The organism is Labrys monachus, assembly GCF_030814655.1.
GTDB lineage: Bacteria > Pseudomonadota > Alphaproteobacteria > Rhizobiales > Labraceae > Labrys > Labrys monacha.
Genome location: NZ_JAUSVK010000001.1, coordinates 3,190,749 through 3,212,649 on the forward strand (window position 1 = coordinate 3,190,749; position 21,901 = coordinate 3,212,649).

The following is a 21,901-nucleotide window of genomic DNA, read 5'->3' on the forward strand; positions in this document are numbered from 1 at the left end:
CCGGGGTCGAGCGGGGCAGGACCATGGGTGGGGATTACACCTTCGGCATCGAAGAGGAATATTTCGTTTTCGAGCGACGGAGCGGCAAGGCAGGCGAATCGGTGCCGCCAGGCTTCTTCGAAGCTGCCCGGCAGGCGTTGGGCAAGAGCGTCAGCCACGAATTGCTGCAATCGCAGATCGAGGTGGCGACCTCTCCCTCCAGCGCCGTGGCGGATGCGCGCGGACAATTGCTGCATTTCCGCCGCACCCTGCAGGCGCTTGCCGGCGAGCACGGCCTCGGCATCCTCGCCGCCGGCACCCATCCCTCGGCCGAATGGTCGGAACAGCGCCCGACCGAACTGCCGCGCTACGACAAGGTGGCCCAGGACCTGCAGATCCTCGCCCGCCGCCAGATGATCTGCGGCATGCATGTCCATGTCGAGATCCCCTCCGGCCTCTCGCGCGTGGCGCTGATGAACCGCACGCTGCCCTATCTGCCGCTGTTCCTTGCCCTTTCGGCCTCCTCGCCGTTCTGGCAGTCGCGGCGGACAGGCCTGATGGCCTACCGGCAGGCCGTCTACGCCGCCTTGCCGCGTTCCGGCCTGCCGGATCTCTTCGCCGACGAGCAGGACTACGCGTCCTATGTCGCCGCGCTCGTCGGTAACCGGATCATCGCCGATGCCAGCTTCCTGTGGTGGGACCTTCGCCCCTCCCTGCGATTTCCCACCATGGAACTGCGGATCGCCGATGCATGCACCCGGGTCGAGGATGCCCTCGCCATCGCCATGCTCTACCGCTGCCTCGTGCGGCACCTGTGCCGCCATCCCGAACTCAATCGGGACATGACGGCCGCCGGCCGCGCCATCGTCGAGGAGAACAAGTGGCGTGCCGAGCGCTACGGCATCCACGGATCGCTGATCGACCTGGCTTCCGGAGAGGCGCAGCCGGTGCCGGAGCTCGTGGGGGCGCTACGCGCCCTCGTCCGGGAGGACAGCCGGGTGCTGGAATGCGAAGCGGCCCTCGCCGGGATCGACGTGATCCTCCAGCGGGGCACCAGCGCCGACTGCCAGCTCGCCGTCTACGGGGAGCAGCTCTCGCAGGGCAAACCGCCCGCGACCGCGATCGCCGCGCTGGTGGAGTGGCTCGCCGGCGCGACCGTCGAGGCGATCGGCCCGGCGTCCACCGCGCCCGCCTGACGAGGGCAACGAAGGCCCTGGCGCCCGCCTTCAGCTCTGTTGCGTTTCGATCCGCTTCTGCTACGTCAGATCCGCAGTCGCCGGCACCATCGTCAGGCGAAACAACCGGTTCCGGCCTCCAGCCGCGGACCCGTCGGCGGCAAAGCCCTGGAGTGAAGAAACCCATGATCCTCGTGTGCGGAGAGGCCCTGATCGACTTCCTGCCGGTGAAGAGCGCGGATGGGCGCGAGGCCTATCGGCCGGTCGTCGGCGGCAGTCCGTTCAATACCGCCGTCGGGATAGGACGGCTCGGCGGCGATGTCGGCTTCTGTGCAGCACTGTCGACGGACTTCTTCGGCGACAGGCTCGCCGAGGCGCTGGAGCGCTCCAAGGTCTCGCTGAACTATGTCGTGCGGGCGCCGCGCTCCTCCATGCTCGCCTTCGTCTCCATGGGCGACGGCGAGCCGGAATACGCCTTTATCGACGATGCCTCGGCCGGCCGGCTCTTCTCGCCCGAGCGCGACGCGCCGCCCATCGGCGAGGAAGTCTCGATGATCTGGACGGGTTCGGTCGCGCTGATCAACGATCCCATCGCGTCCGCCTATGAGAAGCTCTATTTCGACAACAAGGGCCGGCGCGTGCTCGGCATGGACCCGAATGTCCGCCCGACGGTCGTCACCGACGCCGCCGCCTATCGCGCCCGCATGAAGCGCATGACCGAGGCCGCCGAGATCGTCAAGGTCTCCAAGGCGGACCTGCTGTGGCTATATCCCGGCATCGATCCGGCCGCCTGGGCCAGGGATCTCGTCGGCGGCGGCGCCAGCCTTGTCGTGCTCACGGATGGTGCCAACGGCGCCGAAGGATATGGCCGCGGCTTCGAGGCGAAGAGCCCCGTCGTGCCCGTCGATACCGTGGTCGACACGGTCGGTGCCGGCGACAGCTATTCGAGCGGCCTGCTGACGGTTCTCCAGCGGCGCGGCGTGGTGTCCATCGACAGGGTCGGGCAGATCGACCAGGCAATCGCGCAGGAAGCCATGGACTACGCGGCACGCACGGCGGCCATCACCGTATCGCGCGAAGGCGCCGACCCGCCCTGGAACTTCGAGATGGCGTAAGCCTCCCCCGCCAGCCGCGAGCCCTGCTGTTATTCGTCGAGTTCGGCCAGTTTCTCGTCGAAGCAGCCGCTCTCGATGAAGAGCAATGCCAGCAGCGGCAAGGCGAGGAGAATCACATGCACGAAGTCGCCGTGCAGGAAGAACAATTGGAAGATCAGCGCGCCGGCGTCGATGACGAGCAAAACGACGGCGCTGAGGAGGCTCGCGGCCGGCACCAGCACGAGGAGCGCGGCGGCGATCTGGAGGCAGGCGGTGGCGATGCGCAGTCCCTGTCCGAACGGGACGGCATCGAACTCCCTGACCACCATCGTCTGGCCGCTCAGCGCGATGACCGCCGGCACGAAGAACACGAGCCCCACGACGATCCGAAGGCCCCATGTCACCAGGACCTTGGTCCGCTGATCCTGGAGAGCGAGAAGTGCGGTGGGTTCGAGCGGGATGCGCATGGCGTGCCACATGGTGTAAGGGGAAGAGACGGACTGAAACGCCTCGTGGATGAGTGTTGTTTCGATATAGGTACTCGAAGATCGCTACGCTATGCCGATTGGCACAGCGCGACGGCCGCCGGACGCCCCGGGTTGTATATCGATCACCGTGAACCCATCGTATGCCGGCCGCGGCCGGCCGGAAGCCGAAGGGATCAGAAGGCGCGGCAGGAATGATCCAGCAGCGCCTCGGCGGTCCGGCTGCCGTCATGGGCCAGCAGGAGGAAGCCGTCTCTTCCGTCCCTCATGGTCATACCGACGACGGCGACGCTCATGCGGTCCATCGTCCCGCGTCCCGCAGGCAAGCCCTTGAACAGGAGCGCCGCCACGTTGACGCCCTTCAGATCGGCGCTCGCGATCGACCGCGCCCAGTAGCCGGCGCCGCCGAGCGGCAGGGGAAACCGGCGCCACGTGTCGCCGATCCTGGCTTTGCCGGCGATGACCGCCCGCTGCACGGCGCCGTCCAGGCAATCGACGTGGATATGGAACTGGTCCTGGCTTCTCGCGGCCACGGAGTTGACCGCGAGGCCGACGGCATTGCGCGGCAGGTCGCGCCCGAGGGCATCCGCGACGAAATGGCGGGCGGCCCAGGCCGCCTCCCACAGATGGGCGGAGGACGTCGTCAGGAGGGCCGGATCCTCGATACCGGCGATCGCATCGACGGGAACGACCAGCACCTCCGTCCTGAACTGCGGCGCGCGGATGACGGCATAGTCTTCGGCTCCCGGCTTGCCGGTCTTCACGTCGAGGCAGGGAAAGGAAACGCCGACGGTCCGCTTGGTGAGGGCGCAGGCGGAAACGACGTGCTTGAGCGCATCGCGCTCGAAGCCGCCCGATCGGGCCATTCCCGGCAGGACGAGCAGACCGACCAGACAGGCGAGGCATCGCAGATACGCACCGGGCAGATTCATCGAGACCCATCACCAAAACCGACATGGACGGCAGCCGATCGAAGCCGGCGGCACGGCGCCGGCAGTTCGCCCGGCGTCGCCGATGAGACCATCCAACAATGGCGATCGAAAGCGGATCCGCGACGTTTTCAGTGTTTTTTCGCGACATGGAGAAAATGTAATGGGGGCGCCGGCGGTACCCTCCTGCGATCGCCGGGGAAATCGCGCGAATGCGATCCGAGCGACCGCTGCGAACCGGCCGGCTGATCAGAGTTCGGCCGCCGATCTGCCGACATGGTCGGCCATATTGGCCCCGCGGGCGCCGAGCGGCTTTGGCGGTCCGAGCGTGCTGTCACGGGCGGTCTGGTGCTCGGTCTCGGCGTCGAGGGCGCCACCGAGCAGCATGATGAAGATGGACAGCCAGGTCCATGTCATGAAGGCGATGATGGCGCCGAGCGATCCGTAGAGACGGTTGTAGCTGTCGAACTCCGCCACATACCAGGAGAACAGCATGGAGGCGCCGATCCACAGGAGCGCGGCGGAGGCGCTCCCCAAGGTGAGCCAGCGCCATCTCGCCTCGCGCCGGCTCGGCCCGACCCGGTAGAGGATGGAAAGGATCACCATCACGACCAGGAACAGCACCGGCCAGCGCAGAAAGGGGATCAGCGTCTCCGTCGGCGAGTCGACGCCGAAGAAGCGCGCCATCGACGGCAGGACGACGATGCAGAACAGGCTGAAGACGACGAACAGGATCGAGCCGAGCGTGACCGCCAGCGTGGTCGCGTAGAGCCGGACGAGGCTGCGCTTCTCGCGCTCGCCATTGATCACGTTGAGGGCGTCGAAGAGAGCGCTCGTCCCTGAATTCGCGCTCCAGAGCGCAACGGCGAGGCTGATGCCGAAGGCCAGGCCGAGCGTTCCGTTGCCCTTGGCGGCGACGCTCAGGATCTGCTGGCGGATGAGGTCGAGAATGGCGGAGGGAAGAAGGCCCACGAGGAGGTTGAGATGGTCGGTAATCGTCACCGTGTCGGCGGCGAAGCCGTAGAGCGACACCGCCGTGGCGATGGCGGGAAAGATCGACAGCAACGCGAAGAAGGCGACGCCGCCCGACAGCGTCATCAGGCGGTTCTGCGGCACGGAGAGCAGCAAACGGAGAAGGATGTCCTTCCACCCTTCGGCCGGGATCTGCGCAGGGTTTTCGGCATGTCGCCCGCGCCCCGTTTCCCGCGCCCTCGCATAGTCGGGAGCGAGGGCAGGTTCGGTCGTCCCGCCCAGGATCGCCTGCGGGTCGTTGCCGTCCTTGATCGTCGTGGCCATCATGCCGCCCCTGCTGCCGAGAGCGTTGCGAGATGCAAACTGCGGCAGGCCGAAGATTGTTCCTGGTCCGTTTTCGGAAGGGTTCCGGCGCCGTCTCGCCCCGACGCCGCCCGGGATTGGCCAAGGAGGCGCCGAAGGTACATAAGGGGCGGCGGATATCTTCGACGCCTGCCCTTCCGCGATGCTTGCCACCAGAAAATAAAGGCGGACATCCTGCGATGCGGCCTGATTCCCCTTCACAGACAACGGAGTGCACCATGTTGCCCATCGAAGCATTCGACGCCTTTGCAGGTGACGGCAAGGACCGATGGCCATGCCGGGTCGTGGGCATCGTCCACGGCGGGGCCGAAGCCCCCCGCTTCGTCGTCCTGAAGGAAGGCCAGGACGGCGGGGAGATCTATCCGCTGCTGGTCGGCTCGGTGACCCGGCGCCGGCAATCCATCCAATCCTCGACCTCCGCTGGCCCGTCTTCCTGACATGGCCTCTCCGCACGGTGCGCGAAGCTCGCCCGGCCGGCACCGCCTGGTCGGCCACCTCGGCGGGCGAGGGTCCTTGCCTTGCGGGCCGGACAGGAAATTCGCCGCGAGCTGCCAATCGATGCCGACATCGATTGAAGTCCGCGCCGGTTCGGGACAGTCTGCGCGGGATGGGGGCACGAGGCTCCAGGGGCATGCGGCACGAGCCTGGCCTGGGTTCGCGGCCGATCCGAGGGGGGACCATGATCGCAGTTCGGCTCAGCAAGACCGCCCTGGTGGCGGCGATCGCCTTCTTCTTCACGCTGGTCGCGTTCGGAAACATCACCGACTACGACAGCAACTGGCTGTTCGTGCAGCATGTCCTGTCGATGGACACGACCTTCCCGACCTCGGCCCTGCACTGGCGCGCGATCACCGATCCGGTGCTGCAGACCGCCTTCTATTGGCTGATCATCGCCGGTGAAATCGCGGCGGCGGCGCTGCTGTGGATCGCGGCGGCGGCGATGCTCTTCTCTGCCGGCTCCACCGGCTTTCGCCGCGCAGTCGGCCTGGCGGCGGCGGGCCTGACCCTCGGCATCCTCCTTTACGCCGTCGGCTTCGTCGCGGTGGGCGGCGAATGGTTCGCCATGTGGCAGTCGCAGATCTGGAACGGCCAGCAGAAGGCCTTCGATTTTATCGGCATGATCGGCATCGTGCTGATCGTGGTGCTCCTGCCGGACGAGGAGCTCGGCGCCCTTCCGGGCGACTGACGAGGTCATCGTCCGGGCGCGAAGGCCGGTATCGCACGCTCGATCCCGTCGATCGCCGGTGTCGGAGGGAGCGACCAGCGCCGTGTCTTTTCCCTGAACTGCCGAGGACGGCGGACCCGGCTTCCGGAGAGGATGGAGCCGTGACGCCAATCCCGCAGAGTCACGACATTCAAGGGGGACGAGCGCGGCAAGCCTGTTCGCACGATGATCGGCGACGACATCGTCAAGGTCGTCGCGCAACTCGAAAGGCGCTTTGGGAAACGTCACGACAAGCCCGGCTTCCGCAGGCGGGGCGCAAGAATGGCTCGGGGACCTGGATTCGAACCAAGATTGACGGAGTCAGAGTCCGCTGTTCTACCGTTGAACTATCCCCGAACAAGTGCCAGATCGGTCGATCACCCTGACAGTGACATCAACCAACCCCGTCGACATCGTCGGCGTGGAGGCCTCGTTGCGTTTCGCTTCATATGCAAATCGATTTGCCAATGCAAGGGCCGGCGGGCCGTTTTCCTGAAAACTTCGTCGCCGCGCTCTCCCCCTCCGCCCCTCAGCCCGTTCCGCCGCCGACGAGGGCCCAGGCATGCCCGGAGGCGATCTCCTCCATGCGCCATTGCTTCCAGGCGAGCGCGGTCGCCCATGCCGCGCGATCGGGCGTCGGCGGCGTTTCCGGCCGGTGGCCGGCCACCGGCCAGGCCATGGCGCCCCCGTCGAGCGTGACCGTCGGCACGCCCGCGACCGCCGCGTCGACGCCGGCGTTGGAATTGATCGTCACCACCAGGGCGGCGCCGGCCAAGGCCTCGGCGAGGGACAGCGAGGCCGGCAGCGTGCCTATGCCGGGCAGGCCGGCGCCGTTGGAGAGCGGGTGCGGGCGGAAGCGCACGTCGAAGCCGCCCGCCTTCAGGGCGCGTGCCGCATCGTTCCACATCGTCAGGGGCTTCAGGCCGCGCAGGCTCATGTCGGTGAGCACCTGGCCCATGATGAGGGCATAGCCGTCCCGGCGCCGCCAGGGCCGCATGAGAGGCGCGAAATGCGTTTGCCATCGGCTGGAATCGTCCAGCGGGCCGCGAAAGGTGGCCCGGCCGTTGAGGCCGCCGCCGAAGGACACCGACGTCCAGGCGAAGCGGTCGCCGACATAGCCGCGCTCGAGGATGCAGACCTCGCCGTGCCGGCGCTGGAGCGCGATGGCGCCCTGCCGGCGCACGCCCCACAGCACGAGCATGTCGGCGGGCGCCGGATGGCGCGACAGCACGGCCGTCCAGCCGTGGCGGCGCAGGCCGGCCGCGAAGGCCGCGCCCCAGCCGTCCTGCCGCCGATAGGCGCGATCGCCCGCGATGATGATCGCCGTCCTCGTCATGCCCCTGCCCCGGCTTTCCGGCTTCCCCTGCACCGTTCCGGCCGGGTGACCGGCAGCGCGGAACGCGGTTGCGGCGCAGCATGGCATGGCCGCATCAATCGACGATGACACCGCCCTATTGCCCGCCCTGCCCTTCCGTAGGAAGCTGCGGCATGTTCCGGGGAAGCAGCAATGGTCGACGGGCCGCCTTCATACCCTTTCCGTGTCGACATCCTGCTGGCAGGGAGCATCCGCGCGTTCCTGCGCGACGCCGGTCCGATCCTGGCGGTCAATGCGGTGCCGAGCCTGCCCGCCCTCGCGATCCTCGCGGCAACCGGGCGCCCGTCCGCGGCGGCGCCGCTGCTCGACCTCGTTCCGACGCTGCTCTGCCCGATTCTTTCCCTGCTCGCGGCGGGCCTCACCGCCGACGGCGCCTATCGGCGCCTGCATGGCGGGCGCTTCTTCACCGGCGCAGGCGTGCGGCGGGCGGTGAGGCGCTTCCTGCCGCTGCTCGGCGCCAGCATCCTGAGCTGGCTCTTGATCATGGTCGGCCTGGCCGCTTTCGTGGTTCCCGGCCTGATGGCGGTCTGCGCGCTCTATGTCGTGCTGCCGGTCTGCGTCATCGAGGAGCGGGGAAGCGTCGACAGCATGGAGCGCGCCGCCGCCCTCACCAGGGGCCGCCGCTGGACGATCTTCGCCCTGTTCGCGATATCGACGCTGCCGATGCTGGCGGCTTCGGCCGTGCTGGGCGATTTCAGCCCGCGCGTGCCGATGTCCGCCTTCCAGGCCATCGGCGACGAGGCGGTCTCGCTCGTCTACCTCGCCTTCAGCGGCGTGACGCTCGCGGTGAGCTATGACGCCCTGCGCAGGCTCCACGAGGAAGCCGACAGCGACGGCGACGTCGCCTCCGTCGCGTAGCCCCCCTCTCGGTTCTCTTCGTCCCACCGTGGCCGAGGGAGCGAACGCGCGACTTTGTTCTATATTCGTTCAGTTTTAGCCGCTAGGGTCGACCATCACGAACCGAATCGGCCGGCCTGCGCCGCCCTGCTCGCTCCACGAGGCCGGACCATGAACATGCACGCTGCCGCCGCCCCGGCCGAGCCCGTCGACTACCTCGCCACCCTGAACGAGGGGCAGCGCCGGGCGGTCGAGCATGGCGTCGGCGCCGGCTGCGGCCCCCTGCTGGTGATCGCGGGGGCCGGATCGGGCAAGACCAATACGCTCGCCCATCGCGTCGTGCATCTCATCGCCTCCGGCGCCGATCCGCGGCGCATCCTGCTCCTCACCTTTTCGCGCCGGGCCGCGTCGGAGATGATCCGGCGCGTCGAGCGGCTCGCCGCCCGCGTCATGGGGCCGAACGGCGCCGTGCTCGGCGAGGGGCTTTCATGGGCCGGCACGTTCCACGCCGTCGGCGCCCGGCTGCTGCGCGAGCACGCATTCCAGATCGGGCTTGATCCCACCTTCACCATCCATGACCGCGAGGACGCCGCCGACCTCATGAACCTCGTGCGTCACGAGCTCGGCCTGTCGAAGAAGGAGACGCGCTTTCCGACCAAGAATACCTGCCTCGACATCTATTCGCGGGTGGTGAACGCGCAGGACGAGCTGGAGGCGGTGCTGAAATCGGCCTTTCCCTGGTGTCTCGGCGCGGCCGAGGACCTGCGTTCGCTGTTCTCGGCCTATGTCGAGGCCAAGCTCGGCAACAATGTGCTCGACTATGACGACCTCCTGCTGTGGTGGTCCCATATGGTGGCCGAGCCAATGATCGCCGCCGACATCGGCGCGCGCTTCGACCATGTCCTCGTCGACGAATACCAGGACACCAACCGCCTGCAGGCCTCGATCCTGCTCGCGCTGAAACCCGATGGCCGCGGATTGACCGTCGTCGGGGACGATGCCCAGTCGATCTATTCGTTCCGGGCCGCCACCATCCGCAACATCCTGGATTTCCCGGGCCATTTTTCGCCGCCGGCGGAGATCGTCACCCTCGACCGCAACTACCGCTCCACCCAGCCGATCCTGAACGCGGCGAACGCCGTGATCGGCCTGGCGAGCGAGCGCTTCACCAAGAACCTGTGGACCGACCGGCAATCGTCGGAGCTGCCGCAACTGGTGACCGTGAAGGACGAGGCGGGCCAGGCCGATTTCGTGGCGACGCGCATCCTCGAAAATCGCGAGGCCGGCATGACGCTGAAGGCGCAGGCCGTGCTGTTCCGGACCTCGCATCACAGCGGCCCGCTCGAGGTCGAGCTCGTCCGGCGCAACATCCCCTTCGTCAAGTTCGGCGGGTTGAAATTCCTCGATGCCGCCCATGTCAAGGACATGCTGGCCATCCTGCGCTGGGCCCAGAACCCGCGCGACCGCGTGGCCGGCTTCCGCGTCCTGCAATTGCTGCCGGGCGTCGGCCCGACGAGCGCCGCGCGCGTGCTCGATGCGGCCGGGACAGGCGATATCGCGGAGTTGCCGGCGCCGCCGCGGGCGGGCGCGGACTGGCCGGCCTTCGCCGAGCTCACCGGCCATTTGCGCTCGGCCCTGAGCCCCTGGCCTGCCGAGATCGGCCATGTCCGCCAATGGTACGAGCCGCATCTGGAGCGCATGCACGAGGATGCCGTCACCCGCCGGGCGGACCTGCTGCAGCTCGAGCAGATCGCCGCGGGCTACGCCTCGCGCGAGCGCTTCCTCACCGAACTGACGCTCGACCCGCCCAGCGCCACCAGCGACGAGGCCGGCGCACCGACGCGCGACGAGGATTACCTCATCCTCTCGACCATCCATTCCTCGAAGGGCCAGGAGTGGAAATCGGTCTTCGTCCTCAATGCGGTCGACGGTTGCATGCCGGCCGACGTCGCCGCCGGTTCGCCGGCGGAGCTGGAGGAGGAACGCCGCCTCCTCTATGTCGCGATGACCCGCGCCAAGGACAGCCTGCACCTCATGATGCCGCAGCGCTTCTTCACCCATGGCCAGCACGCCCAGGGCGACCGCCACGTCTATGCCAACCGCACCCGCTTCATTCCCGCGAGAATTCTCGGCTTCTTCGAGCAGACGATGTGGCCGATGGCGACGGCGTCCGCGCCCGGCCCGGCATGGAGAGGCACCGCGGCCATCGACCTCAAGGACAGGATGCGCGGCATGTGGCGGTGAGGGGCCGGGTGCGACCTGCCACCGGCTTGTCGCCCGGCGGCGGCTCTTTCATGGCGCGCATCGAACGCATCGCCTTCTCCAAGCATAGAGACGGCTCGCAAAATCGTCAGATGGTGAACGACCACACCAGGGCGACGACCCAGCCGATGAAGGTCCATCCAAGGAAGAGGTTCAGGACGAATATAGCCGTCGAATTCCGGTGGCCGCGGAGCAACGCGATGACCCACGGGAGGAAGTAGAAGAGCAGGATGATAGCAAGCAGCGTTGTCATCGTGAAGCGGGCTCGGTTGGCGGCAGTAAGGCGATGGCGTCGAAAGTGTGGGAGCGGCGCGTCACTGCCCCATCATGGCCAGCAACGCGTTGCTCGACTCGCACAAGCTGTCCGCGCCAAATCGGACGAATACCGCAAGCAAATGGCACGACGAGACGCGATCCCTTCTACTGCTGCGACGTCCCCGTATCCTCCGGCGGCGGAACGGGAGGGGGCGGTCCGCTCGGCGCGGACATATTCGGCGGCGGCGGCAGATGATCCGGCGTCTGGTGCTGCCAACCGCATGCCGTCAAGACGATTGCGGCGCCGAATACAATGATCAGCTTCATGGTTATTCCTCGCATGGGTGGCTTGGGAGCATGTCGTCATCCCGCAAAATGCACAGGCTGGGACGCCATTGATCCGGGTTCTACAAGCTGGCCCCGGCCTGAGTTTGCTTGGGAAATATGGTGAGCTCGATGGGATTCGAACCCATGACCCCATGATTAAAAGTCACGTGCTCTACCGACTGAGCTACGAGCTCCCACCAGACGGGCATTCCGCCCGCGATGGCGGTGTGTCTAAGCGTCAAGCGCCGACGGGTCAAGGCTTCATTGCCCTCGCCTGGGGCACAGCGCTCGGGTTGTGCCCGAGAAGCGCCTGAGGGGCTCGCTCAATGGGCCGATCGCGCATCGCGCGGCGTCGTTCCGAACATCGTCTTGAACGCCCGGCTGAAGGCCGCCTCGGATTCGTAGCCGATGGAATGGGCGATCTCTCCCACCGGCAGGGTCGATCGGCGCAGGAGATCCGAGGCCATGGCGAGACGCCAGCGATGCAGATAGCGCAGCGGAGGCTCGCCCACGGCCTCCAGGAAGAGTTCGGCGAAGCGGGAGCGGGACATGCCGGCCACGGAGGCCAGGTCCTCGACCGTCCAGCTCCGCGTAGGGTCACGGTGAAGCGCCGCCACGGCCCGGCTGACGCGTGCGTCGGCGAGCGCGCCGATCCAGCCCTGGCGGGTTCCCAGCGATCTGGCCCATGTCCGCAGGGAGCGGATGATCAGGATGTCGATGACGCGGGAGATCATCAAGGCCGCGCCGGGCTCCTGCTCCGTCGTCTCCAGGACGAGGAACTGCGCCACGTCCCGGATCAGGACCGCGGATTGATCGGCGTCCCTCGCGATGTGGATGATGTCCGGCAGCAGCTTGAGCAGGGGCGACACCCCGCCTTTGTTTTCGAACTGGAATGTGGCGCTGATCGTGCGGGCCACCGGGCTGCCGCTGCCGTGCCTGAGAACGGCGGCCTGCACGCCGGCGGGGCCGACCTCGAGCGTCGTCCTCTCGTTCGGCCCGCGGCGTGGGCCGTCGGACAGGGTGTATTGCACCGCATGCGGCAACACCGCGATATCGCCCGCCGAAAGCCTCAGCGGCGATCCCCCTTCGGCTTCGATGTCGATCGAGCCCTGCTGGATCACATGGATGCAGGCGGCGCCGGGCTGGAACAGCACGTCGAAACCTGGTCCGAGCTCGGCGGTGAAAACACGCTCCCCGCTCAGCTGCACGAAGCGGAGGACGTCCGACAGCAGGTCGTTCGACGGTCGAAAATCGGACGCCGGAGCAAGAACTCCGTGGTCGCTGTCATGGGGTTTCAAAGCGGCATCCCCTAGTTTCCGGCTCAAGCAATTGCGGTGTCCCGCCGCTCCGAGCCCACCTCGGAGCTGGGATGCACCAGCCCGGACCATAGCGCAAAACGGCCGCCGGGGAATTGCGACTTTGCAGGAACGCCAGACCGACTCCGGGACGGCAATGAACCCTTCGATCGACAGGAGAATGACACCATGCGAAATCTCATGCTCTCGGCCGCCGCCCTTCTCGCCGCCGCCGCCCTTTCCGCCACCGCCCAGGCCGGCGAACTGCCCCGCGGAACGGCCCACAACATCGTGCTGGTGCACGGCGCCTTCGTCGACCAGACCAGCTGGAAGCCGGTGGCCGATATCCTCACGAAGAGGGGCTACCACGTCACTCTCGTCGAAAACCCGCTGACGTCGCTCGCCGCGGACGTCGATGCCACCAGGAAGGCACTCGCCGCCCAGACGGGGCGGACCGTGCTCGTCGGCCATTCATGGGGCGGCGTGGTGATCACCGAGGCCGGAAACGACCCGAAGGTCTCGGCTCTCGTCTATGTCTCCGCCTTCGCCCCCGACGTCGGCGAATCCCTTGCCTCGCTCTCGAAGGGCGGCCCGGGCACCGAGGGCACGAACGCCATCCGCCCGGACGACAAGGGCTATCTCTCTATTGACCCCAAGGTCTTCCCGTCCGCGGTCGCCGCCGATCTGCCGCCCAAGGTCGCCGAGGCCCTGGCGAATTCGCAGCTTCCGCTGAACCACACGGCCTTCGAGGCCCCGGTCGACGTGGCGGCCTGGCACGACAAGCCGACATTCTATGTCGTGAGCACCAAGGACAGGTTGCTCGCGCCGGACGCCCAGAAGATGTTTGCCGCCCGCATCAAGGCCAAGGTCACGGAAGTGAACGGCAGCCACGCCTCGCTCGTCGTCCACGCGCAGCAGGTCGCCGCGGTGATCGAGAAGGCCGCACAGGCCAGGTGAACGGCGGAGGCGGCCTCGCCGGTCGCGCTCGACGCCCGGGCATCTGCGCGCCAGAGCCCCGGGCGTCGGGGCAGACGATCCCCTGCCCGATTCCCATGCGTCATCCCGCCACTCTTTCGCACCAATCCCGGGCGTAAAAGCGGTCCGTCATCGCCCTGTCGCGTTCACGCGGTGTTGAACGCCGAAGCTTGCGGGCGCCGAAAACGGTGTTAAGCACATAGCGGATATTACGCCGCGCTGGCGCGTGGCGACAAAGGAGATCAACATGCAATTGGGAATGATCGGCCTTGGCCGGATGGGCGGCAACATCGTGCGCCGGCTCATGTTGAACGGCCACAGCACCGTTGTGTATGACCGCAACGCGCAGGCCGTGGAGGCGCTCGTTGCAGAAGGCTCCGTAGGCAGTTCCGATCTCGCCGATCTCGTCAGCAAATTGACCCCGCCCCGCGCCGTCTGGGTGATGCTTCCGGCCGGCGCCATCACGCAGGCCACCATCGACACGCTCGCGGGCCTGCTCTCCCCCGGCGACGTCATCATCGACGGCGGCAACACCAATTGGAAGGACGATGTGCGGCGCGGCAAGGACCTCGCGGCCAAGGGCCTGGACTATGTCGACGTCGGCACCAGCGGCGGCGTGTGGGGGCTGCAGCGCGGCTATTGCATGATGATCGGCGGCAAGGCGGAGACGGTCACCCGCCTCGACCCGATCTTCTCCACGCTCGCGCCCGGCATCGGCGAGGTCCCGCGCACGCCCAATCGCGGCGGCCATGATCCGCGCGCCGAGCAGGGCTACATCCATGCCGGGCCCTGCGGCGCCGGCCATTTCGTCAAGATGGTGCATAACGGCATCGAATACGGCCTGATGCAGGCCTATGCAGAGGGCTTCGATATCCTGCGCTCCGCCGGAAACGAAGGCCGGCCCGAAGGCGAGAGCTTCGACTTCGACATGGCCGACATCGCCGAGGTCTGGCGCCGCGGCTCCGTCGTCACCTCCTGGCTGCTCGACCTCACGGCCTCGGCCCTCGCCGAGGACAAGGACCTCCGCGAATATTCCGGCTATGTCGAGGATTCCGGCGAAGGCCGCTGGACCATCGAAGCGGCCATCGACCAGGCCGTGCCGGCCGAGGTGCTGACGGCGGCGCTCTACACCCGCTTCCGCTCCCGGCAGGAGCACACTTTCGCGGAAAAGATCCTCTCGGCCATGCGCAAGGGCTTCGGCGGACATATCGAACCGAAGACGACGGAACCGAAGGCCTGAACCCATGAACGCCTACAAGATCAACAAGGGCGGCCCTGCCGGGCCGTGCTGCTTCGTCGTCTTCGGCGCGAACGGCGATCTGACGAAGCGCCTGCTCGTGCCGGCGCTCTACAATCTCGCGGCCACCGGCCTGCTTCCGGAGAACTTCGCCATCGTCGGCGTCATGCGCCGGCCGACGGAGGACGGCGAGTTCAGGCAGATGCTCGTCGACGGCCTCAAGCAGTTCGCCACGCGCCCGGTCGAACAGGCCGTGGCCGACAAGCTCTTCAGCTGCGTCAGCAGCGTGGTGGCTCAGCCGGACAAGCCGGAAAGCTTCCGGGACCTGGCCGATCACCTGGCGAAGATAGAAGAGGCGCGCAACACCGGCGGCAACCGCCTGTTCTACCTGGCGACGCCCCCCACCGGCTTTGCGCCGATCACCCATCAGCTTGCCGAGGTCGGGCTCACCCAGGAAGAGCCGGGCGGGCCGTGGCGGCGGGTCATCGTCGAAAAGCCGTTCGGCACCGATCTGGCTTCCGCGCAGGCGCTCAACCGGCAGCTGCTGAGCGTGCTCTCCGAAGACCAGATCTATCGCATGGATCATTATCTGGGCAAGGAGACGGTCCAGAACATCATGATCCTGCGTTTCGCCAACGGCCTGTTCGAGCCGATCTGGAACAGAGACCATATCGAGCACGTGCAGATCAGCGTGGCGGAGACGGTGAATGTCGAACGCCGCGGCGCCTTCTACGACAACACCGGCGCCTTGCGCGACATGGTGCCGAATCATCTGTGCCAGCTGCTGTCGCTGATCGCGATGGAACCGCCGGCCAAATATTCCGCCAATTCAGTGCGCTCCGAAAAGGCCGAGGCGCTCGCCGCCATCACGCACTACACGCCCGAGGAGGCGATCGCCAATTCCGTGCGCGCCCAATATGGCGCTGGCACGATCAAGGGCGAGGGCGTCATCCCTTATCGCGAGGCGCAGGACGTCAAGCCGGACAGCACCACGCCCACCTATGTCGCGCTGAAATTCGGCATCGACAATTGGCGCTGGGCGGGCGTGCCCTTCTATCTGCGCACCGGCAAGGCGCTCGCCAAGCGCAAGACCGAGGTCGCCATCAAGTTCAAGGATGCGCCGATCTCGATGTTCCGCGACACCGCGCTCTCAGGCATGGCGCAGAACGTGCTGGTGCTCGACATCCAGCCCGACGAAGGCATCACCCTGCACTTCAACGCCAAGGTTCCCGGCCCTTCGGTCGACCTCGCCCCGGTCGGCATGGCCTTCAAGTACAAGGACTATTTCGAGGCTGCCGCCAGCACGGGCTATGAAACGCTGATCTATGACTGCATGATCGGCGATGCCATGCTGTTCCAGCGTGCCGACGGCGTGGAAGCCGGCTGGAGCGCGGTTCAGCCCTTCCTCGACGCCTGGGCCGCGGCCGGCCAGGCCGGTCTGGCGACCTATGAGGCGGGCTCGGAAGGCCCGGCCGCTGCCGACGAATTGCTGGAGCGCGACGGCCGGGCCTGGCGATCGATCTCGTGACGGGGGCGTCGATGGATCAGGAACGAATCCTGGATGTTGCGGCCGACGCGGAAACGCTGGCCGACCGTGCGGCGGACTGGTTCGTCGCCGAGATCGCCGCCCGGCCCGGGCCGATCGCCGTCGCCCTGTCGGGCGGCTCGACGCCGAAGCGCCTGTATGAAAGGCTGGCGCGCGACCCCTGGCGCTCTGCCCTGCCCTTCGACCGCATCCACTGGTTCTGGGGCGACGAGCGCATCGTCCCGGAAGGCGACGACCGGCGCAACGCCCTCATGGCCCGGCACGCTTTGCTCGACCATGTGCCGGTGCCGCCGGCGAACATCCACGCCATCGCCGCCGATCCGATGGCGCCGGAGGACGCCGCTCTCGCCTATGAGGCGGAACTCAAGCGCTTCTACCGCGCCGATCTGCCCGATCCGGCCCGCCCGCTGTTCGACGTCATGCTGCTCGGCATCGGCTCGGACGGGCATACGGCGTCGCTCTTTCCCGGCAAGCCCTCGCTCGAGGTGACCGACCGGTGGGCGGTGGCGTCGGAGCCGGGCCTGGAGCCCTTCGTCCCGCGCGTGACGCTGACCTTCTCCGCCATCGCATCGAGCCGCGCCGTCGCCTTTCTCGCCAGCGGCGCCGACAAGCGCCTGATCCTGGAGCGCGTCTTCGCCGGAGCCGATCTGCCCTCGGGCCGGGTGGCGTGCGCGGGGCCTGTCCACTGGTTCCTCGACGAGGCGGCGATGCCGCGCTGACGGGGAACCGGGCGCCCGCATACGAATCGGCGCATCGGCGGCAGCCCCCGGCAGGGCCGCCGATCACGCAGGCGTGATGGGGGCGCGAGATCCGGGTGGGGGCGACGTGCGTTGCTCGGGCGAAGGAGATTTCGCCATGCGCATTCCCGCAAGCCCCTGTATCCTCGCGTGCCTGGCCTTCACCTCCCCCCTCTGCGCCCATGCGCAGAGCGACGAGGACCAGACGCAGGTCCGCACCATCATCAGCCGGCAGATCGCAGCCTTCGAGCATGACGACAGCACCGCCGCCTATTCCTTCGCCGCGCCGGTGCTCAGACAGGCCTTCCCGACGCCGGAAGACTTCATGGCGAGCGTGCGCAGCGGCTACTCGCCGATCTATCGGCCGAAGAGCTACAGCTTCGACGGCTTCAGGACGGCGGAGGGCAAATTCATCCAGGGCGTCGAGATCCTGGGCCAGGACGGCACCTATTGGGAGGCGCTCTACACGCTGGTGCGCCAGGACGACGGCACCTGGAAGATCGCGGGCTGCCTCCTGGTCAAGACCGCCGCGATCTCGGCCTGATCCCTCGTCGAAGCTGGCGCCACATATGCCGGATGGCTACATTCGGGTGGGCGTCTCTCACTGGATGGATATGACATGGCATCGTCGCGCTTTCTCGTTTCGACCGAATGGCTGGCCGCGCGGCTGGGCGACCCCGGCCTCGCGGTCGTCGACGGGTCCTGGCACCTGCCCGCCGCCGGGCGCGACGGCTATCGGGAATATCTGGCCGCCCATATCCCAGGCGCTGTGTTCTTCGACATCGACGCCATCGCGGACCGCAGCAGCGGCCTTCCGCATATGCTGCCCGATGCGGAGACGTTCGGCCGCGTCGTAGGTGCCATGGGAATCAGCGATGCCCAGGACATCGTGGTCTATGACGGTACGGGCCTTTTCTCGGCGCCGCGCGTCTGGTGGACCTTCAGGGTCTTCGGCGCCCGAAACGTCTATATCCTCGACGGCGGCTTTCCGGCCTGGCGCGCGGAAGGGCGGCCGGTCGAAAGCGGACCGCCGGCCGCAAAGACTGCCGTGTTTCACGCCGCGCTCGACGCCGCGCAGGTCAAGACCGCCGCCGACATCCAGTCGCTCCTCGCGAAGGGTTCCGCCGAGATCGTCGATGCCCGTGCCGCCGACCGCTTCCGCGGCGAAGCGCCCGAACCCCGGCCCGGGGTGCGTGCCGGGCATATGCCGGGGTCCAAGAACCTGCCTTTCACCGAGATCGTCGAGGATGGCCGCCTCGCCTCTGCGGCAAGGATCCTCGAAGCCATGGATGCCGCGGGTATCGATCGCACCAAACCCCTGATCACCAGTTGCGGCTCCGGTGTCTCCGCCGCCATCCTGGCGCTGGCCTTCGACGCCGCGGGGCAGCCGGTCGAGGGACTCTACGACGGATCATGGACCGAATGGGGCTCTCGCCACGACCTTCCGGTGGCCACGGGAGAGTGAACCCGAGCAGGCGGACCTCAGGCGCTCGAGGCGTCCTGCGAATCAACGCTATCGGCAGGCCGCCCAAGGATGTCTGGAAACAGGGAAAAACCGTGCCGATCTACCCGCCAGGCATGAGAGAGGGCGATCACCGATCGCCCTTCCTGCAGGGGTAGAGCTGCGCGTTTCGCAGTTCCGCGAGGCTATTGGCCGGGCACCATCGAGGCGTTGATCGCGGGCGTCGGCGCCAGTGTCGGCAGGGCGCCGGTGGATGCCGGATCGAACGACCCGTTCGTGCCGTCAACCACGGTCGCGACTTGGGCGGGTCCGTCCGGCAAGGCCTGCTTGGAGGCGGGAAGCCGGTGGAGATGGGCCTGGCCCACGGAACCGGCGCGGGCGGTCTCCCCGAGAATACCGTCCGAACTCGTCGGGCGCTCCGGCGGCAAGGGCAGGCTCGCCAGATTGAAGGCGACGACCTGGCGGGCCGGGGTTTCCGGCTTGGCGGCGACCCTCTTGGCCTCGGCGACAAGCTGAGAGCCATCGGCGGAGGCAAGCTGCGGTACCGCCACGGGGGCAGCCTGCGGCGCGGGCGCCTCCTGCGCCACCACATCGTCACCCTGCACCGGGACCGGCTGGGGCGGCGTCGGCGGCGTTGCATCGGCGAACATGGTACCGGGCGCGCCCGAGGGCGTCGGCGCCGGCGTGCCGTCGGTGCGCAAGGTTGCCAGCAGCATCCTGGTATCGGTCGCTTCTTCCGGCGCACGGCCGACATATTCGACCTTCACCTTGCCGACGCCATTGTCCTTGAACTGGAGCAGGTCGGCGGCCCGGCGGGAGACGTCGATCAGCCGGCCATGCACATAGGGGCCGCGATCGTTGACGCGAACCACGATCGACATGCCGTTGTCCATATTGGTGACGCGGGCATAGCTCGGCAGCGGCATCGTCTTGTGGGCCGCCGTCAGTCCCATCATGTCGAAACGCTCGCCATCCGCGGTCATGCGGCCGTGAAACCCTCCGCCATACCAGGAGGCGAGGCCGACAGCGGCATAGGAGGGATCGGCGCGGGGCTCGTAACGCTTTCCGCCGACGACATAGGGCTTGTTGGTGCCGTTCCGGCTCCTGACCGGCGGCATCGCCACGGCGGGGCCCGATGCCTGCTCGGCGGTGGCCCGGATCGGCGGCTGAAGAAAGGAGACCGGACTACTGGCACAGCTTGCCAGCGCCGCACAGCCCATGGCGGTCACGGCCAATCGGGCGAGAACAACAATACGGCCATCGGCCCACGAGACAGGGGAGGTACCGGAAATACGCAACTCGACACTATTTTGAACAGCCGAGAGGTTTTCCGCCATCTCAGATTCCTTCCAGTAAAGCCGAGAGGCGGATGCCTGGGTCGCCATGGCGTCGAACCGACGTCGCGGCGGGCCCGTGCAAGCACTTCCCCGCTTGTTACATTCCGATGGAACGGCCGTCCTTCACCGTTCCACCAAGTTTAGAAACCATCAAACTTAGGCCGCAAGAACGCCCAAATATTGTGACCGAATTGCGGCAAGGTTTCCAAACCGTAAATAGCGGATAGACCAGGACGGCGAGAAAGGAAACCCCCAGGGCGCCCGATTGCGGCATCCGGCCACGGGGCGAGGGGCCGAAAGCCCCTGCCGGATCGGAATTTATGTTGAAATATCAAAGAGAAGAGCATCATTAACGAAAGATGACGATCAGCCTGCCGCCAACAGCCGAAACCGCTGTTCACAAATCTTTACCTACCGACACATGGGGCGGAAACACGGGCATGACATGATTCACTTCGGGCTCGGGCGTTGCCCGCATGCTCCATTTCGTAGATGATTTGCCTCCGGCCAACACATGCTTGCCACAAGCCTGATGGATATGGCGTTCGATTGATTCAGGATGTGACAGTGCAACTCCCTTCCGATAGACGGCGGCATCATCGGCTTTGGGGCGGTCCTGCAATCCTGCTGCTGCTCGCCGGATGCGCCGACGTGCGCCCGCTGGTCACCGCCGTGAGCGTGCCGGCGGGCTATCGCGAAGGCGGCAGCACCAAGCCGGCCGAGCCGCTGCGCCAGGATTGGTGGCGCAGCTTCCGTTCGCCGGAATTGAGCGCCCTTATCGAGCAGGCGCGGATCGGCAATCTCGACATCGCCACCGCCATCGCCAATATCGAGCAGGCGCGGGCGAACATTGTCTCGGCCGGCGCGGCGCTCTACCCGCAGATCAATGGCGACGCCTCGGCGCAGCGATCCCGGCAGGCCGGCAGCGACGGGCATGTCGGCCGCGGGCAGAATCTCTTCTCGCTCTCGGCGAGCGCGAGTTACGAGCTCGATTTCTGGGGCAAGAACAGCCAGGCCCTGGCAAGCGCCAGATCGGCGGCCGCCGCCACCCAGTTCGACCGCGACACGGTGGAACTGACGACGATCGCCAGCGTGGCCAACGCCTATTTCGCCATCCTGGCGGCACAGGATCGCCTGGCGATCGCCCGCGACAACGTCGCCAGCGCCAGCCATATCATGACGCTGATCGACAACCAGTTCAAAGCAGGCACGGCCAGCGGGTTGGACGTCGCCCAGCAGCAGAGCCTTCTCGCCCAGCAGAAGGCCAGCATTCCGCCGCTGGAATTGAGTATCGAGGAGAACAAGTCCTCCATCGCGCTGCTGGTCGGGCGGCCGCCCGCTCTGGTGAAGATCGGCGGCGGCGGCATGGCGCGCATCCATCCGCCGAGGATTTCCGCGGGGCTGCCCTCGCAGTTGCTGACGCGGCGTCCGGACATCGCCGAGGCCCGGGCGACGCTGATCTCCTCCCATCAGAGCGCCCTCTCCGCCTACGCCGCGCAGTTTCCCTCGATCTCGCTCACCGGACAGGGCGGCGTCGAGAGCACGGCCCTCAAGAGCCTGTTCGATCCGGCCGCCGGCTTCTATTCGGCCGCCGCAGGCCTGACCCAGCCGATCTTCGACGGCGGCACGCTGCGCAGCGCGGTGGAACATGCGAACGGGGTGCAGGACGCCTCGCTCGCGGCCTATCGCAAAGCCGTCGTGCAGGCCTTCGTGGATGTCGAGAACGCCTTGGCGGGGGTGCGTTTGCTCACCCGGCAGCAGGCGCTGCAGCAGGACGTCGTCGACAGTTCGCGCAAGGCCTACGACATTTCCGAGCAGCAATTGCGCGGCGGGACGGTCGACCTCGTGACGGTGCTGCAGACGGAGCAGACGCTCTTCAGCGCCCAGGATTCGCTGGCGCAGATCAAGCTCTCCCGCCTTCAGGCGCTGATCAGCCTGCATCAGGCGCTCGGCGGCGGCTGGACCGCCCCCGCCCCGCTCACGCCGCCGGACTGAACGCCGTCATGCGTAGCGCGTTGGGCGGTATTGAAGCTTTTTCGATGAATCGACTGGATT

Annotated in this window: 21 protein-coding genes and 2 tRNA genes; 13 read left to right on the plus strand and 10 right to left on the minus strand. The window is 67.1% G+C overall.

What is annotated here, in order from left to right:
- Positions 1–23: 23 nt before the first annotated feature.
- A complete protein-coding gene (locus J3R73_RS14455) occupies positions 24–1,175 on the plus strand; it encodes a carboxylate-amine ligase (RefSeq protein ID WP_307427948.1) in 1,152 nt (383 codons plus the stop codon).
- Between the two features lie 164 nt (positions 1,176–1,339).
- A complete protein-coding gene (locus tag J3R73_RS14460; RefSeq protein WP_307427949.1) occupies positions 1,340–2,269 on the plus strand; it encodes a carbohydrate kinase family protein in 930 nt (309 codons plus the stop codon).
- A 29-nt stretch (positions 2,270–2,298) separates the two neighbouring features.
- On the opposite strand, the gene J3R73_RS14465 is transcribed toward J3R73_RS14460, so the two are convergent.
- From J3R73_RS14465 to J3R73_RS14475, 3 genes are all read right to left on the minus strand, one after another.
- Positions 2,299–2,715, minus strand: coding sequence for a hypothetical protein (locus J3R73_RS14465; protein WP_307427950.1), 417 nt, complete (start codon positions 2,713–2,715; stop codon positions 2,299–2,301).
- 194 nt (positions 2,716–2,909) lie between these two features.
- Entirely contained in the window at positions 2,910–3,665 is a 756-nt protein-coding gene (locus J3R73_RS14470; RefSeq protein ID WP_307427953.1) for a CDP-diacylglycerol diphosphatase, read from the minus strand.
- 246 nt (positions 3,666–3,911) lie between these two features.
- Positions 3,912–4,961, minus strand: a complete 1,050-nt coding sequence (locus J3R73_RS14475) for a YihY/virulence factor BrkB family protein (RefSeq protein WP_307427956.1) — start codon at positions 4,959–4,961, stop codon at positions 3,912–3,914.
- 254 nt (positions 4,962–5,215) lie between these two features.
- Here J3R73_RS14475 and J3R73_RS14480 point away from each other — a divergent pair, with 254 nt between their 5' ends.
- Both J3R73_RS14480 and J3R73_RS14485 read left to right on the plus strand, forming a co-directional pair.
- The gene (locus tag J3R73_RS14480) at positions 5,216–5,434 is read left to right on the plus strand and encodes a hypothetical protein (protein WP_307427958.1); all 219 of its coding nucleotides are present in this window, start codon (positions 5,216–5,218) and stop codon (positions 5,432–5,434) included.
- 242 nt (positions 5,435–5,676) lie between these two features.
- Positions 5,677–6,183, plus strand: a complete 507-nt coding sequence (locus tag J3R73_RS14485) for a DUF2165 family protein (protein ID WP_307427959.1) — start codon at positions 5,677–5,679, stop codon at positions 6,181–6,183.
- Between the two features lie 301 nt (positions 6,184–6,484).
- Here J3R73_RS14485 and J3R73_RS14490 read toward each other — a convergent pair.
- Both J3R73_RS14490 and J3R73_RS14495 read right to left on the minus strand, forming a co-directional pair.
- Positions 6,485–6,558, minus strand: a tRNA-Gln gene (locus tag J3R73_RS14490).
- Positions 6,559–6,730: 172 nt separating this feature from the next.
- Positions 6,731–7,537, minus strand: coding sequence for a hypothetical protein (locus tag J3R73_RS14495; RefSeq protein WP_307427962.1), 807 nt, complete (start codon positions 7,535–7,537; stop codon positions 6,731–6,733).
- 171 nt (positions 7,538–7,708) lie between these two features.
- On the opposite strand from J3R73_RS14495, the gene J3R73_RS14500 reads away from it, so the two are divergent.
- Together J3R73_RS14500 and J3R73_RS14505 are read left to right on the plus strand one after the other, a co-directional pair.
- Positions 7,709–8,434 (plus strand): hypothetical protein, encoded by a 726-nt coding sequence (locus tag J3R73_RS14500; RefSeq protein WP_307427964.1) that lies wholly within the window; start codon positions 7,709–7,711, stop codon positions 8,432–8,434.
- Positions 8,435–8,590: 156 nt separating this feature from the next.
- Positions 8,591–10,657: an ATP-dependent helicase gene (locus J3R73_RS14505; protein ID WP_307437344.1), complete on the plus strand. Its 2,067-nt coding sequence runs from the start codon at positions 8,591–8,593 to the stop codon at positions 10,655–10,657.
- Between the two features lie 106 nt (positions 10,658–10,763).
- On the opposite strand, the gene J3R73_RS14510 is transcribed toward J3R73_RS14505, so the two are convergent.
- From J3R73_RS14510 to J3R73_RS14525, 4 genes are all read right to left on the minus strand, one after another.
- A complete protein-coding gene (locus J3R73_RS14510; RefSeq protein ID WP_307427967.1) occupies positions 10,764–10,928 on the minus strand; it encodes a superinfection immunity protein in 165 nt (54 codons plus the stop codon).
- Positions 10,929–11,095: 167 nt separating this feature from the next.
- Entirely contained in the window at positions 11,096–11,257 is a 162-nt protein-coding gene (locus tag J3R73_RS14515; protein ID WP_307427971.1) for a hypothetical protein, read from the minus strand.
- A 118-nt stretch (positions 11,258–11,375) separates the two neighbouring features.
- Positions 11,376–11,451 (minus strand) — tRNA-Lys (locus J3R73_RS14520).
- 129 nt (positions 11,452–11,580) lie between these two features.
- On the minus strand, positions 11,581–12,555 hold the full coding sequence (locus J3R73_RS14525; RefSeq protein WP_307427975.1) for an AraC family transcriptional regulator: 975 nt from the start codon (positions 12,553–12,555) through the stop codon (positions 11,581–11,583).
- 186 nt (positions 12,556–12,741) lie between these two features.
- Between J3R73_RS14525 and J3R73_RS14530 the strand changes: the two genes are divergently transcribed.
- From J3R73_RS14530 to sseA, 6 genes are all read left to right on the plus strand, one after another.
- Positions 12,742–13,509, plus strand: a complete 768-nt coding sequence (locus tag J3R73_RS14530; protein ID WP_307427977.1) for an alpha/beta fold hydrolase — start codon at positions 12,742–12,744, stop codon at positions 13,507–13,509.
- A 265-nt stretch (positions 13,510–13,774) separates the two neighbouring features.
- Positions 13,775–14,767: a phosphogluconate dehydrogenase (NAD(+)-dependent, decarboxylating) gene (gene gnd, locus J3R73_RS14535; RefSeq protein WP_307427981.1), complete on the plus strand. Its 993-nt coding sequence runs from the start codon at positions 13,775–13,777 to the stop codon at positions 14,765–14,767.
- A 4-nt stretch (positions 14,768–14,771) separates the two neighbouring features.
- Positions 14,772–16,292, plus strand: a complete 1,521-nt coding sequence (gene zwf, locus J3R73_RS14540; RefSeq protein ID WP_307427984.1) for a glucose-6-phosphate dehydrogenase — start codon at positions 14,772–14,774, stop codon at positions 16,290–16,292.
- 11 nt (positions 16,293–16,303) lie between these two features.
- Entirely contained in the window at positions 16,304–17,029 is a 726-nt protein-coding gene (pgl, locus tag J3R73_RS14545; RefSeq protein WP_307427987.1) for a 6-phosphogluconolactonase, read from the plus strand.
- Between the two features lie 136 nt (positions 17,030–17,165).
- Positions 17,166–17,591 carry a DUF4864 domain-containing protein gene (locus tag J3R73_RS14550; RefSeq protein WP_307427991.1) on the plus strand — a complete coding sequence of 142 codons (426 nt, stop codon included), beginning with the start codon at positions 17,166–17,168 and terminating at the stop codon, positions 17,589–17,591.
- A gap of 75 nt (positions 17,592–17,666) precedes the next feature.
- Positions 17,667–18,512 carry a 3-mercaptopyruvate sulfurtransferase gene (sseA, locus tag J3R73_RS14555; protein WP_307427994.1) on the plus strand — a complete coding sequence of 282 codons (846 nt, stop codon included), beginning with the start codon at positions 17,667–17,669 and terminating at the stop codon, positions 18,510–18,512.
- A gap of 182 nt (positions 18,513–18,694) precedes the next feature.
- Here sseA and J3R73_RS14560 read toward each other — a convergent pair whose 3' ends face one another.
- Positions 18,695–19,729, minus strand: coding sequence for a septal ring lytic transglycosylase RlpA family protein (locus J3R73_RS14560; RefSeq protein ID WP_370880086.1), 1,035 nt, complete (start codon positions 19,727–19,729; stop codon positions 18,695–18,697).
- A gap of 684 nt (positions 19,730–20,413) precedes the next feature.
- On the opposite strand from J3R73_RS14560, the gene J3R73_RS14565 reads away from it, so the two are divergent.
- Complete coding sequence (locus J3R73_RS14565; protein WP_307428000.1) at positions 20,414–21,841, plus strand: efflux transporter outer membrane subunit; 1,428 nt, start codon at positions 20,414–20,416, stop codon at positions 21,839–21,841.
- Positions 21,842–21,901: the final 60 nt, after the last annotated feature.

Bases quoted from the DNA above. Each gene is read 5' to 3' on its own strand.
- J3R73_RS14460 (WP_307427949.1), top strand. From the start codon at position 1,340: ATGATCCTCGTGTGCGGAGAGGCCCTGATCGACTTCCTGCCGGTGAAG.
- J3R73_RS14550 (WP_307427991.1), top strand. From the start codon at position 17,166: ATGCGCATTCCCGCAAGCCCCTGTATCCTCGCGTGCCTGGCCTTCACC.
- J3R73_RS14515 (WP_307427971.1), bottom strand. From the start codon at position 11,257: ATGAAGCTGATCATTGTATTCGGCGCCGCAATCGTCTTGACGGCATGC.
- gnd (WP_307427981.1), top strand. From the start codon at position 13,775: ATGCAATTGGGAATGATCGGCCTTGGCCGGATGGGCGGCAACATCGTG.
- J3R73_RS14500 (WP_307427964.1), top strand. From the start codon at position 7,709: ATGGTCGACGGGCCGCCTTCATACCCTTTCCGTGTCGACATCCTGCTG.
- J3R73_RS14560 (WP_370880086.1), bottom strand. From the start codon at position 19,729: ATGGGCTGTGCGGCGCTGGCAAGCTGTGCCAGTAGTCCGGTCTCCTTT.
- J3R73_RS14530 (WP_307427977.1), top strand. From the start codon at position 12,742: ATGCGAAATCTCATGCTCTCGGCCGCCGCCCTTCTCGCCGCCGCCGCC.
- zwf (WP_307427984.1), top strand. From the start codon at position 14,772: ATGAACGCCTACAAGATCAACAAGGGCGGCCCTGCCGGGCCGTGCTGC.
- J3R73_RS14455 (WP_307427948.1), top strand. From the start codon at position 24: ATGGGTGGGGATTACACCTTCGGCATCGAAGAGGAATATTTCGTTTTC.
- J3R73_RS14495 (WP_307427962.1), bottom strand. From the start codon at position 7,537: ATGACGAGGACGGCGATCATCATCGCGGGCGATCGCGCCTATCGGCGG.
- sseA (WP_307427994.1), top strand. From the start codon at position 17,667: ATGGCATCGTCGCGCTTTCTCGTTTCGACCGAATGGCTGGCCGCGCGG.
- J3R73_RS14480 (WP_307427958.1), top strand. From the start codon at position 5,216: ATGTTGCCCATCGAAGCATTCGACGCCTTTGCAGGTGACGGCAAGGAC.
- pgl (WP_307427987.1), top strand. From the start codon at position 16,304: ATGGATCAGGAACGAATCCTGGATGTTGCGGCCGACGCGGAAACGCTG.
- J3R73_RS14470 (WP_307427953.1), bottom strand. From the start codon at position 3,665: ATGAATCTGCCCGGTGCGTATCTGCGATGCCTCGCCTGTCTGGTCGGT.
- J3R73_RS14510 (WP_307427967.1), bottom strand. From the start codon at position 10,928: ATGACAACGCTGCTTGCTATCATCCTGCTCTTCTACTTCCTCCCGTGG.
- J3R73_RS14465 (WP_307427950.1), bottom strand. From the start codon at position 2,715: ATGCGCATCCCGCTCGAACCCACCGCACTTCTCGCTCTCCAGGATCAG.
- J3R73_RS14505 (WP_307437344.1), top strand. From the start codon at position 8,591: ATGCACGCTGCCGCCGCCCCGGCCGAGCCCGTCGACTACCTCGCCACC.
- J3R73_RS14485 (WP_307427959.1), top strand. From the start codon at position 5,677: ATGATCGCAGTTCGGCTCAGCAAGACCGCCCTGGTGGCGGCGATCGCC.
- J3R73_RS14475 (WP_307427956.1), bottom strand. From the start codon at position 4,961: ATGATGGCCACGACGATCAAGGACGGCAACGACCCGCAGGCGATCCTG.